The following is a 12,319-nucleotide window of genomic DNA, read 5'->3' as shown; positions in this document are numbered from 1 at the left end:
CGGGCGCCCCGCGACGACCGCGGCGGCTTCCGTGACGATCGCGCTCCCCGCGACAACCGTGGCGGCTTCCGTGACGATCGCGCTCCCCGCGACAACCGTGGGGGATACCGCGACGACCGGGCTCCGCGTGACGATCGTGGAGGCTACCGCGCTGACCGGGCACCCCGGGATGACCGTGGGGGCTTCCGGGACGACCGGGCCCCGCGTGACGACCGTGGGGGTTACCGGGGCGGGGCGCGGGACGATCGCGCGCCGCGGGAGGATCGTGGTGGGTACCGCGATGCTCGGCCTGCTCGGGATGACCGGGGAGATGCGCGGGACGAGCGGGGTGGATTCCGGCGGGACGAGCGGCCGGCTGCTGGGCGTGGCGAGCGGCCTGCCGGTGGTGGGTTCCGGCGTGACGACCGTGGTGGATCCCAGCGCGACGAGCGGGGTCCGGGTCGGCGGGACGAGCGGTCGGCCGGTGGACGTAGTGAGCGGCCGGCCGGTGGTGGGTTCCGGCGCGACGAGCGTGGTGGACGTGACGAGCGCGGGCGTGGTCCCCGGCGGGACGAGCGGGTGGCTGGGCGTCGAGGTGCTCCGGGCGGCCGCGATGACCGGCGGGACGAGGAGAAGGCCGGACCGCGCAAGGACGATCCGCCGATCCCGGCCGGCGTCACCGGGGCCGAGCTCGACCGTGGGGTCAAGGCGGAGCTGCGGTCGTTGCCGCGCACGCTGGCCGATCTGGTCGCGCAGCACCTGGTCGCCTCCGGGCAGTTCCTGGACGAGAACCCCGAGCTCGCCTACCAGCACGCCCGGACCGCGCGCCGACTGGCCGCACGGCTCGGTGGAGTGCGTGAGGCGGTCGCGATCACGGCGTACCTGGCGGAGCACTACGACGAGGCGTTGACCGAGTTCCGCGCGGTGCGGCGGATGACCGGCAACCACGAGGTGCTGCCGATGATGGCTGACTGCGAGCGTGCGCTCGGGCGGCCGGAGAAGGCGCTGGCGCTGTCGCGGGAGCCCGTGGTGCACAAGCTCGAGGAGGCCTCGCAGGTCGAGATGCTGATCGTGGCGGCCGGTGCCCGGCGCGACATGGGGCAGACCGCGGCCGCGATCCAGACGCTCGAGGTGCCGGAGCTGACCAAGCGGACGCGGGCGGAGTGGCTGCCGCGACTGCGGTACGCGTACGCCGACGCGCTCGAGGAGGCCGGCCGGACCGAGGACGCGCTGATCTGGTTCCACCGGGCCGCGGGTGCCGATGTCGACGGCTCGACCGGAGCCGCCGAGCGTGCCGCGGAGCTGGAAGGTCTCAAGTTCACCGACCTCGACGACGAGGACGACGACGACCAGGACAGGCACATCGTCCCGGACGACGTGCTCGGCCTCACCGACGAGGACGAGACCGACGTCGACGTCGAGCCGTCCGACGAGAACGATGAGGACGACGAGCCGGCGGGTGACGACGAGTCGGTAGCCGATCGAGGCGAGGACACGTCTGACGACACCTCCTAGAGCGCCGACCAGCTCACGGACGAGTCGACCGACGAGAACGCCGCCGACGACGAGCAGGGCGAGTCGGACGGTGGTGACGAGCTGATCGTCGATGACGCGCTCGACGGTGAAGTAGCGCCGGCTGACCACGGTCAGGCCGGCGAGGACGGCACTGCCGGCAGTTCCAAGGACTGAGGACGGGCAACGGCCCGGGAGAGTGGCACCTGACGGTGTCGCTGTCCCGGGCCGTTTGCTTGTCCTGGGGACCCCGTCTCAGTCGAGAGTGCGGAAGAGCAGACCCACCCGCGGCTTCGGGCCGAAGGAAGTCGCCTTCTGCGGCAGTACGACGCCCCGCGCGGCCGACCGGAGTACCTGGTCCATCCGGGGCGCCACAAGCTCCACAGCGGCCTGTGAGGGGCCAGCCAGCGCCAGAGCGTCCGAGAGGTCGTGGTGGAAGGTGACGTCGTCCGCCGGAACTCCCCAGGCCGGCAGGAGCTCCTCGTGCAGCAGCGACACCGTTGGCTCTGCCCGGTGTGCTGTGGACCGCAGCGTCACCCAGGACGAGCCGTCGGAGATCGCCACCCGGTCCGGTACGCCGTCGATGCGCCCAGGCAGCACCTCCCAGCTGTCCGGAGTACTGCGGGCCACGGTGTCCAGGTTCAGCCCTGGCACCAGGCGGTGGATCGGGTCGAGCGTCAGCGGGTGGCGGTCGTTGTCCACCAGCATCGCCAACCCCAGCGACGTCTCAGGCCGGTGCGGTTCGCGCCGGGCCCGTTCCAGGTACGCCGCGTACCGGTGGTGGCCGTCGGCGATCAGTGCCTCGTGTCCAGCGAGCTCAGCGGCGATCAGCTCGAGCTGGACCGGGTCTTCGATCCGCCAGATCTGGTGGTGCGCGCCGTTCTCGGTGTCAGCCACCAGCCACGGCTCACCGGCACGAGCCGCATCCACGGCGTCGCTGGCGATGCTGGCGATGCTGGTGGAGCCTTCACCGCCGCCGTACGCGAGCAGGATGGGCTCCAGGTCGGCGTCGGTGGCAACCATCAGGTCGAAACGGTCGTCCACCCACTGGGGCATCACGTCCTCGTGCGGAAGCACCACCCGCCGCTCCGGGTCCAGCTGGAGCGCACCGACCAGACCGCACAGGACAGCGCCCTGGAACTGCTGCTCGTAGACGTACAGCGCGGGCCTGCGATCGCGCACCACGACGCCCCGGCGCTGCCAGTCGGCCAGGCGTCGCGCGGGCTCGTCGTACCGGCCGGGACCGAGGTCCGGATCGCGTGGAAGGATGAGCCTCACCATGTTGTGCAGATCAGAATCAGTCAGCCGCCGGACCAGCGCCGGCTCCAGCACGTCGTACGGCGGCGACGTGACCGCCCCGAGCCCGCTCACCATGCCCGCGACGAACCGCCACGCCCGCAGCGGCTCCAGTCGCAAGACGGCTTCTGACATGGGCGGCATCGTACGGGGGGACGCATGACGGCGAAACGCGCAGCGCCAGCACCGCTGTCGGCGTGTGACGAACCGCTCGCCGGCCGGTACGACGTGGCGCTGCTGGATCTCGACGGTGTCGTCTACGTCGGCCCCGACCCGGTCCCCGACGCGCCGGACAACCTGCGCAAGGCCGCCAAGGAGGGCCTGCGGATCGGTTACATCACGAACAACGCGAGCCGTCCGGCGTCGGTGGTCGCCGAGCACCTCGCGTCGTTCGGGCTGGACGTCATCGCCGACGACGTCGTCACCTCCGCGCAGGCGGCCGCGAAGCTGATCGCGAACGACTTCCCGGCCGGTTCGCCGGTGCTGGTGGTCGGCGGTGAAGGGCTGACCGCGGCGCTGGAGGAGTACGGGCTGCGGCCGGTGCGGTCCAGCGACGCGCGGCCGGTCGCGGTCGCGCAGGGCTTCCACCCCGACGTCAGCTGGGTGATGCTCGCCGACGGCGCGCACGCGATCAACGAGGGCGCCAAGTGGTACGCGACCAACCTCGACCTCACCATCCCCACCGCCGGCGGCATGGCGCCGGGCAACGGCACGCTCGTGCAGGCGATCCGCGCGGCGGTCGAGGTCGATCCGGTGGTGGCCGGCAAGCCCGAGCCGCCGCTGCTGGAGACCAGCATCGAACGGCTGAAGGCGGAGCGGCCGCTGATGATCGGCGACCGGCTGGACTCCGACATCGCCGGGGCGCACGCGGTCGGCATCGCCAGCCTGTGGGTGGCGACCGGGGTGCACGACGCGCACGACCTGGCCCGGGCGCCGAAGGACCAGCGGCCGACGTACATCGCGGCCGATCTCGGGGCGCTGGCGCAGAAGCAGCCCGGCGTGAAGGTCGACGGCGGCAAGCACACCTGCGCGGGCTGGACCGCCGAGGTGGTCAGCGGATCCGTCGCGATCAAGGGCGAGGGCGAGCCGTACGACGGGTTGCGGGCGATCCTGTCGGCGGTCTGGGCCGCTGTCGACGAGCCGCCGAAGCCGGCCAAGACCGCCGCGAAGGCGGCCGGACGGGGCCGGCGGCCACTGCCGAAGCCGGGTCCGGCGCTCGGCTCCATCGCGATCGACACCGCGCTGCACCGGGTCGGGCTGGACAAGTAGGTGCGCGCGGGGGACCGGCCGGGGCGACCAGGTCGGTCGGGAATCGTTCTCCCGGGAGTGGTGGGGGCAGGTTCCCGCGCTGCCTGTGCATGGCGGGGTGGTGTTGGGGGGACGGCGCGATACCTTTGCTGGGACGACGCGAGGAGGCAGTCATGGTGATGGACGCACTGCGCGGCTACGTACAGCTGGCGAACGGTCTGACCGAGGTGACCCGACAGCGGGCCCAGCAGGCAGCGAAGGCGTTGCTCCAGCAGACCGGAGCCGACGCGCTGACCACCAAGGTGAGCGACCTGGCCGACGAGATCGTTGCCACCAGCAAGAGCAACCGCCAGCTGCTGCAGGCGATCGTGGCGAACGAGGTCGAGGGCGCGGTGTCGCGGCTCGGGTTCGTGCGCAGCGAGGAGGTCGGCGTACTGGCGCGGCGGGTGGACAGGCTCGAGCGTGAACTGGCCGAGACCAAGGCGGCGGCCGAGGCGGCGGGATCGGTGGCGGCCACCGCTGCCGGCACGGCTGCTGCCGCGGCCGAGAAGGCCACGCCGGTAGCCCCGGCTGCGGCGCCGGCGGCGAAGAAGGCACCGGCGAAGAAGGTTGCTGCCCAGCCGGTGCCGACCGACCCCGCGGTCAAGAAGGCGGCGAAGAAGGCGGCCAAGAAGGCGCCGGCGAAGAAGGTGTGACGTGACCGAGCACCCCGGCGAGCAGGTTCCGCCGTTCGATCCCGACGTCGAGCCCGGGTTCGACCCGGAGACGGAGGACCGGCCGGTGCCGGACTACGACACCGAACCGGAACCGGACGGCTACAACGACGAGGGCGTCGACACGGAGCAGGCCTTTCAGGCGTCCGTCCAGGACGCCTCGTCGGCCGATTCCCCGACGGAACTGGAGCAGGCCGAGCTGCGCGCCGAGGCTGAGCTACGGGCCGAGCTGGAGGCCGCGGAGGCTGAGCGGCGGGCCGAGGCGGAGTTCCAGGCCGAGCTGGAAGCGGAAGAAGCTGAGCGGCGGGCTGCGGCCGAGCTGCAGGCGGAGCTGGAAGCCGAGCAGGCCGAGGTGCTGGCCCGGGCCGAGGCGGAGGCCGCGGAGGCCGAGCGGCGGGCAGAAGCTGAATTCCAGGCCGAGTTGGAAGCCGAAGAGGCAGCGCAGGCAGGTGGGCTAGCGGGTGGTGTCGAGCCGACGCCGGGACCACCGGCCGGCGTCACGCCACGGCCGGGTCCGCCCGGCGGGGTCACTCCCACGCCTGGTCCTCCGAGCGGCCTCGTGCCCAAGCCTGGTCCGCTTGGTGGGTTCGCTCCCAAGCCCGGTCCGGCCGGTGGTTTCGCGCCCAAGCCAGGGCCTGCGTTCGGACGCCAGCAGGGTGAGGGATCGCCCAGCGGCGTACCGACGTCCGGCGGCAATCCGCTTGACGCCCGGCCGGCGGCTCACAGCACAGCCGGAGAGCAAAGCGCCTACGACGCCGAGCGTGCCTCAGCGGCGCACGGGTCGGCGTACGGCGAGGAAGGGGTGCATCCGTTGGTGGAGGAGACGATGGGGCGGCTCGACGCGTTGCGGGAGCTGCCGGTCGGGGAGCATGCGGAGATTTACGCGGACCTGCACGAGCGGTTGCAGAGCGCGTTGGTGGAGGCGGACGCCGAGCCGGGCGACCGCGGCTGACTGGAAGGGCTGCGTGGCCAAAGGAGGCGTCAAGCGGTCCCGGCTCGACGCGGAGCTGGTCCGGCGTGGGCTGGCCAGGTCCCGCGAGCACGCGAGTGAGCTGGTCGCGGCCGGCAAGGTCAAGGTGTCCGGCGCCGTCGCGACCAAACCGGCGACCGGCGTCGGCGCGGACGCCCCGATCCTGGTCGACACCTCCGAGACCGACGACCCGAACTACGCGAGCCGGGGCGCACACAAGCTGGTCGGCGCACTGGAGGCGTTCAGCGGCGTCGAGGTGAAGGGCCGGCGGTGCCTGGACGCGGGCGCGTCCACCGGCGGGTTCACCGACGTGCTGCTGCGCAACGGCGCCGCGAGCGTGCTCGCCGTCGACGTTGGCTACGGCCAGCTGGTCTGGGCGCTGCAGACCGACGACCGGGTCACCGTGATGGACCGGACGAACGTCCGCACCCTCACCCTGGACGCGATCGGCGGCGACCCCGTCGACCTGGTGGTGAGCGACCTCAGCTTCATCTCGCTGACGCTGGTGCTGCCGGCCCTGCTCGGCGTGGTGAAGCCCGACGGCGACCTGGTGCTGATGGTGAAGCCGCAGTTCGAGGTGGGCAAGGAGCGGCTCGGCAAGGGCGGCGTCGTCCGTGACCCCGACCTGCGGGCCGACGCGGTCCGCGGCGTGGCGGCCAAGGCGGCCGAGCTGGGCTGGGGCGTGCAGGGGGTGGCGGCGAGTCCGTTGCCGGGCCCGTCGGGAAATGTCGAATACTTCCTGTGGATACGGCGTTCCGCACCGCCACTCGATGAGACGATGCTCCGGGACGCCGTCGAGAGCGGTCCGCAGTGAGCGAGCAGAAGGCAGGTCCGCGTCGTGGTTGAGCCGGTCGAGTCGATCGAAGCCGGGCCCCGCCGCGTCCTGCTGGTGACGCACACCGGCCGCGACCTCGCAGTCGAGGTGGCCCGTCAGGCGCACCGGCTGCTGACCGCGGCCGGCTTGCTGGTCCGGCTGATCGGCGCCGAGGCCGAGGAGCTGGCGCTGGACCCGGCCGAGATCGCCGACGACCCGGACAAGGCCGCCCAGGACGTCGAGCTGATCATCGTGCTGGGTGGCGACGGCTCGATCCTGCGCGGCGCCGAGCTGGCCCGCCCGCACGGTACGCCGGTGCTCGGCGTCAACCTCGGCCACGTCGGCTTCCTGGCCGAGGCCGAGGTGGACGACCTGGAGCGCATCGTCGAGGTCGTGGTGGACCGCAGCTACACGGTCGAGGAGCGGATGACGCTGGCGGTCGACGTGTTCGTCGGCGACGACCTGATCTTCGACACCTGGGCGCTGAACGAGGCGAGCGTCGAGAAGGCCGCCCGGGAGAAGATGCTCGAGGTCCTGGTCGAGGTGGACGGCCGCCCGTTGTCCCGGTGGGGCTGCGACGGGGTCGTGGTCGCCACCCCGACCGGCAGTACGGCGTACGCGTTCTCGGCCGGCGGGCCGGTCGTGTGGCCCGACGTCGAGGCGATCCTGCTGGTGCCGCTGAGCGCGCACGCGTTGTTCTCCCGGCCGATCGTGGTGGCGCCGGGTTCGCAGCTGACGGTCGAGCTGATCGCCGCCTGGCACGGCCGCGGCGTGCTGTGGTGCGACGGCCGGCGGATGGTCGAGGTCCCGCCCGGGGCCCGGATCCAGGTCCGCCGCGGCAAGACCCCGGTCCGGCTGGCCCGGGCGCACGAGGCGTCCTTCACCGACCGGCTGGTCGCCAAGTTCGATCTGCCCGTACTGGGCTGGCGCGGTGCCGCCGAGCACCGCCGCAAGCGAAGTGCACAAGAGGAGATCTAGATGTTGTCGGAGATCCGCATCACCGGGCTGGGCGTGATCGAGGACGCCACGCTGGACCTCGATCCGGGGTTCACCGCGGTCACCGGCGAGACCGGGGCCGGCAAGACGATGGTCGTCACCGGGGTGAACATGCTGCTCGGCGGCCGGGCCGACAGCGGCCTGGTCCGGCACGGCGTGCGGCGGGCCCGGGTCGAGGGCCGGGCGAGCGCGGTGCCGAAGTCGATCGTGCGGCAGGCCGAGGACCGTGGCGGCGAGCTGGACGACGACGAGCTGCTGATCGCCCGTGAGCTGTCGGCCGAGGGCCGGTCGCGGGCGTTCCTGGGCGGTGCGTCCGTCCCGGTCTCGGTGCTCGCCGAGGTCTCCGGGGACCTGGTCGCGATCCACGGCCAGGCGGACCAGTGGCGGCTGCTGCAGCCCGCCCGGCAGCGGGAAACGCTGGACACCTTCGCCGGCGAGCCGGTGCTGGTGCCGCTGAGCGACTACATGTCGGCGTACCGGCGGCACCGGGAGGTCGAGGCGGAGCTGACCGAGCTGACCACCCGGCAGCGCGACCGGCTGGCCGAGGCGGACCTGCTCCGGTTCGGGCTGGACGAGATCGCCAAGGCGGAGCCGCGGCCCGGCGAGGACGTCGAGCTCGCGGCCGAGGAGGACCGGCTGGCGTACGCCGACGGCCTGCGGAACGCCGCGACCACGGCGGCCGGGGCGCTGGCGGCCGAGGACCTCGACTCCACCCGGCCGAACGACGTGCTGGGCCTGCTCGCGCTGGCCAAGCAGGTGCTCGACGGCGAGCGGGAGCACGACGCGAAGCTGGCCGAGCTGGCCGACCGGGCCGGTGAGCTGGGCTATCTCGCGGCGGACCTGGCCGGCGAGCTCTCGTCGTACGCGACGGACGTCGACACCGACCCGGCGCGGCTGGCGGTGGTCAGCGAGCGGCGGAGCCTGCTGACCGGCCTGATCCGCAAGTACGGCGATGCCGAGGGCACCGTCGACGAGGTGATCGAGTGGGCGAAGCGGTCCGCGGAGCGGTTGACCGAGCTGGACGGCAGTGACGAGCGGGTCGAGCAACTGACCGCGGAGCGGGCCGAGCTGCAGGAGCAGCTGGCCGAGCTGGGTCGTCAGATCGGCGCGGCCCGCAAGGAGGCTGCCGAGCGCCTCGGTGTGCTTGTGTCCGACGAGCTGAGCGGGCTGGCGATGCCGCACGCGACCCTCACGGTCGAGGTGCACGAGACCACCCCGGGGCCGTACGGCGCCGACGAGATCGAGTTCTGCTTCGCGGCCAACCCGGGCAGCCCGGCGCGGCCGCTGCAGAAGGCGGCGTCCGGCGGTGAGCTGTCCCGGGTGATGCTGGCGCTCGAGGTGATCCTGTCCGACACCCACCCGGTGCCGACGCTGGTGTTCGACGAGATCGACGCCGGCATCGGTGGCCGGGCCGCGGTCGAGGTCGGCAAACGACTCGCTCGGCTGGCCGAGAAGGCACAGGTGATCGTGGTGACGCACCTGCCGCAGGTCGCCGCGTTCGCGGACCGGCACGCGGTGGTGCTGAAGAGCGACGACGGCTCCGTCACCACCAGCGGCCTGGTCGCCCTGGACGACGACGGCCGGCTCAAGGAGCTGTCCCGGATGATGGCCGGGCTGGAGAACTCCGACGCCGCCCAGGCCCACGCCGAGGAGCTGCTCGCGCTGGCCGCGCAGCGTCACACCAAGCCGCGCAAGCGCAAGCGCTGATCGCCGGTCAGCCCTCGGCGTCCGGATGGGTCGAAAGGATGATTCACCCACCGTCACCCGGGGACTTCGCGACGAATGTCCCCCAGGCCGCCGTCGAATTGCCGGTCGGGGGCTCTTGACATGGCAGGATGAGAGCGCGATGAGACTGCCCAGCCTGCGTAGAGCACGCCCCACTGAGCTGCCCGGCACCACCGGAGTGGTTCGGCTGGACCGACGTACCAAGAATCTCACCAAACGGCTGAAGCCGGGGGAGATCGCCGTCATCGACCACCTCGACCTGGACCGGGTCAGCGCCGAGGCGCTGGTCGACTGCCAGATCGCCGCCGTGGTCAACGTCGCCGACTCGATCAGCGGCCGCTACCCGAACCTGGGTCCGGAGATCCTGGTCGAGGCCGGCATCCCACTGGTCGACGGCGTCGGCCGCGAGGTCTTCTCCGTCCTGCACGAGGGCGAGCGGGTCCGCCTGCACGACGGCGTGCTGTACCGCGGCGAGGAAGTGGTCGCCAAGGGCGTCGTCCAGGACAGCCAGACCGTCGCGCAGCTGATGGACGACGCCCGCGCCGGGCTGTCGACCCAGCTGGAGGCGTTCACCGCCAACACCCTGGAGTACCTGCGCCGCGAGCGGGACCTGCTGCTCGACGGTGTCGGTGTGCCCGCGGTGCACACGGTGATGGACGGCAAGCACGTGCTGATCGTGGTCCGCGGCTACGACTACCGCGAGGACCTGGTCGCGCTGCGCCCCTACATCCGCGAGTACCGGCCGGTCCTGATCGGTGTCGACGGCGGCGCCGACGCCCTGGTGGAGAACGGCTACGTCCCGGACCTGATCGTCGGCGACATGGACTCGGTCAAGGACGAGACGCTGAAGTGCGGCGCCGAGGTGGTCGTGCACGCCTACCGGGACGGCCGCGCGCCGGGCTCGGAGCGGCTGGAGCGGCTCGGCGTGGACTCGATCGAGTTCCCCGCGGCCGGCACCAGCGAGGACGTCGCGATGCTGCTGGCCGACTCCAAGGGCGCCTCGCTGATCGTCGCGGTCGGCACCCACAACTCGCTGGTGGAGTTCCTGGACAAGGGACGCGCCGGGATGGCCAGCACGTTCATCACCCGGTTGCGGGTCGGTGCCAAGCTGGTGGACGCCAAGGGAGTCGGCCGGCTGTACCGCAGCCGCGTCTCCACCTTCCAGATGGTCTCGCTGGTCGTGTCCGGGCTGTTCGCGCTCGGGGTCGCGATGGTCGCCATCGGAGCCGACGACGTGCTCTGGTCGATCCTGCGGGCGCGCTGGAACGAAATCTACTTCCACATCCGGGAGCTGTTCACGTGATCGACTTTCGCTACCACATCGTCTCGATCGTGGCGATCTTCTTCGCCCTCGGGGCCGGCGTGGTACTCGGTGCCGGACCGCTGAAGGGCACCGGGACCGAGCTCGTCCAGGCCCAGGCGGACCGGGACCGGGCGGCGCTGGAGCAGGCCCGGACCGAGGCGATCCAGGCCAAGTCGCTGGACAAGTACCGCGACGACTACGTGGCCAAGGTGACCGCCGGGCTGACCGACGGCAAGCTGACCAACCAGAAGGTCGCCATCGTCACGATGCCCGAGGCCGAGGGCGACCTGGCGAACACGCTGCAGGAGTCGGTCGAGAAGGCCGGCGGCCAGGTGACCACCCGGATGTCGCTGGACAGCAAGCTGTTCGACCCCGGACAGCGTCAGCTGGTCGAGCCGCTGGTGAACGAGCTCGTCACCGCCGACATCACCTTTCCGACCGACAGCAACACCTACCAGCGGGCCGGGCTGATCGCGGCTCGCGCGGTGCTCGCCAAGGAGGCGAACAAGCCCGTCGACACCGAGGCGACCAAGATCCTCAGCGGGCTGGGCGACTCCAAGCTGCTGTCGGTGAAGCCGACGCCGAAGGACCGGGCGACGCTCGTCATCGTGGTCGCGGCCAAGCCGCCGACGCCGGCGCCGGACAACTCGTCGTACACCGACGCGGTGGACTTCGCCGAAGGGCTGGACCTGGGCAGTGCGGGCGTGGTCGTCGCGGGCACGCCGGAGAGCGCGCAGAACGGCGGCCTGCTGAAGGCGTTGCGCGGCGACGGTGACGCGACCAAGGTCGTCTCCTCGGTCGACGTGGCGAACATGCCGAGCGGCCAGGCGACCGTGGTGTTCGCCCTGGTCGAGCAGGCCGGCGGCAAGGCCGGTCAGTACGGCGGGGTTGACGCGAAGAACGGCGTGGCGCCGTCCGCGGTGCAGGCGAAGGAGAACTGATGGGCCTGTTCGGTGCGGTGGTCGCGGCCGCGACGACCGCAGGGCTGGAACGCGCCGCGGCGAAGCTGCCGAAGGAGAACCGGGCGCCGTTCGAGCGCACGAACCACCGGGGCGAGACGGTCACGCTGCTCGAGGGCCCGGTCGCGGTCGCCGGTGCGCTGGCCGGTGTCGCGCTGAGCGGAGCCAAGGGCCGGGTGAAGACCGCCGCGCTGCTGGCCGGCGCGGTGTCCGGCGCGGTCGGCGCGTACGACGACCTGGCGGGCGCCACCGACACGAAAGGCTTTCGCGGGCACCTGAGCGCGCTCAAGCGTGGCGAGGTCACCAGCGGTTCGGTCAAGATCCTCGGCGTCGGCGCGGCCGCGCTGGCTGCGGCGTCGCTGCTTCCCCGGCGCACGAAGGGCGTCGGCGCGGTCGGCGACATCATCGCGGACGGCGCGCTGATCGCCGGCACGGCGAACCTCGCGAACCTGCTGGACCTTCGGCCGGGCCGCGCGCTGAAGGCGGTCGCCGCGGTGAGCGCTCCGGTAGCTGTCATCGGCGGTGGGCCCGCGGCCGCGGTGGTGGGCGCGGCGGTCGCAGCGGCTCCCGCCGACCTCGGTGAGCGCTCGATGCTCGGTGACTGCGGCGCCAACGGGCTGGGTGCGATCACCGGTACGGCGCTGGCCGCGTCGCTGCCGCGTCCGTTGAAGGTGCTTGCGCTCGGTGCGGTCGTCGCGCTCAACCTGGCCAGCGAGAAGGTCAGCTTCACCAAGGTGATCGCGAACACGCCGGTGCTCGACAAGATCGACCAGTGGGGCCGACGGCCAGTGAGTGGGCAGTGAG

The 12,319-nt window shown here is 72.2% G+C and carries 11 protein-coding genes; 10 read left to right on the top strand and 1 reads right to left on the bottom strand.

The annotated features are described in order from the left end of the window. Positions 1–558: 558 nt before the first annotated feature. Positions 559–1,494, top strand: coding sequence for a tetratricopeptide repeat protein (locus KFLA_RS26890; RefSeq protein ID WP_012922992.1), 936 nt, complete (start codon positions 559–561; stop codon positions 1,492–1,494). A 252-nt stretch (positions 1,495–1,746) separates the two neighbouring features. Here the strand turns inward: KFLA_RS26890 and KFLA_RS26885 are convergent, their stop codons facing one another. Then, on the bottom strand, positions 1,747–2,922 hold the full coding sequence (locus KFLA_RS26885) for a DUF1015 family protein (RefSeq protein WP_012922991.1): 1,176 nt from the start codon (positions 2,920–2,922) through the stop codon (positions 1,747–1,749). 24 nt (positions 2,923–2,946) lie between these two features. Here KFLA_RS26885 and KFLA_RS26880 point away from each other — a divergent pair, with 24 nt between their 5' ends. The 9 genes from KFLA_RS26880 (at position 2,947) to KFLA_RS26840 (ending at position 12,318) form a co-directional block, all read left to right on the top strand. Continuing rightward, complete coding sequence (locus KFLA_RS26880; RefSeq protein ID WP_012922990.1) at positions 2,947–4,056, top strand: HAD-IIA family hydrolase; 1,110 nt, start codon at positions 2,947–2,949, stop codon at positions 4,054–4,056. Between the two features lie 152 nt (positions 4,057–4,208). After that, positions 4,209–4,730 (top strand): phasin family protein, encoded by a 522-nt coding sequence (locus KFLA_RS26875; protein ID WP_012922989.1) that lies wholly within the window; start codon positions 4,209–4,211, stop codon positions 4,728–4,730. 1 nt (position 4,731) lies between these two features. Then, positions 4,732–5,700 (top strand): hypothetical protein, encoded by a 969-nt coding sequence (locus tag KFLA_RS39445; protein WP_012922988.1) that lies wholly within the window; start codon positions 4,732–4,734, stop codon positions 5,698–5,700. Between the two features lie 13 nt (positions 5,701–5,713). Beyond that, on the top strand, positions 5,714–6,532 hold the full coding sequence (locus tag KFLA_RS26865; protein WP_012922987.1) for a TlyA family RNA methyltransferase: 819 nt from the start codon (positions 5,714–5,716) through the stop codon (positions 6,530–6,532). Positions 6,533–6,556: 24 nt separating this feature from the next. Continuing rightward, on the top strand, positions 6,557–7,510 hold the full coding sequence (locus KFLA_RS26860) for an NAD kinase (protein ID WP_012922986.1): 954 nt from the start codon (positions 6,557–6,559) through the stop codon (positions 7,508–7,510). Further along, the gene (gene recN, locus KFLA_RS26855) at positions 7,511–9,235 is read left to right on the top strand and encodes a DNA repair protein RecN (protein WP_012922985.1); all 1,725 of its coding nucleotides are present in this window, start codon (positions 7,511–7,513) and stop codon (positions 9,233–9,235) included. A 139-nt stretch (positions 9,236–9,374) separates the two neighbouring features. Beyond that, positions 9,375–10,556 carry a putative cytokinetic ring protein SteA gene (steA, locus tag KFLA_RS26850; RefSeq protein ID WP_012922984.1) on the top strand — a complete coding sequence of 394 codons (1,182 nt, stop codon included), beginning with the start codon at positions 9,375–9,377 and terminating at the stop codon, positions 10,554–10,556. Beyond that, positions 10,553–11,497, top strand: a complete 945-nt coding sequence (locus KFLA_RS26845) for a copper transporter (RefSeq protein ID WP_012922983.1) — start codon at positions 10,553–10,555, stop codon at positions 11,495–11,497. Before steA ends, KFLA_RS26845 begins: the two co-directional genes overlap by 4 nt. After that, positions 11,497–12,318 (top strand): hypothetical protein, encoded by an 822-nt coding sequence (locus KFLA_RS26840; RefSeq protein ID WP_012922982.1) that lies wholly within the window; start codon positions 11,497–11,499, stop codon positions 12,316–12,318. The genes KFLA_RS26845 and KFLA_RS26840 overlap by 1 nt, the downstream gene beginning before the upstream one ends. Position 12,319 lies beyond the last annotated feature (1 nt).

Source organism: Kribbella flavida DSM 17836 (assembly GCF_000024345.1).
In the GTDB taxonomy this organism is placed as follows: Bacteria; Actinomycetota; Actinomycetes; order Propionibacteriales; family Kribbellaceae; genus Kribbella; species Kribbella flavida.
The sequence above is the reverse complement of the archived record's forward strand: the minus strand, read 5'-3'. Positions and strand labels throughout refer to the sequence as shown.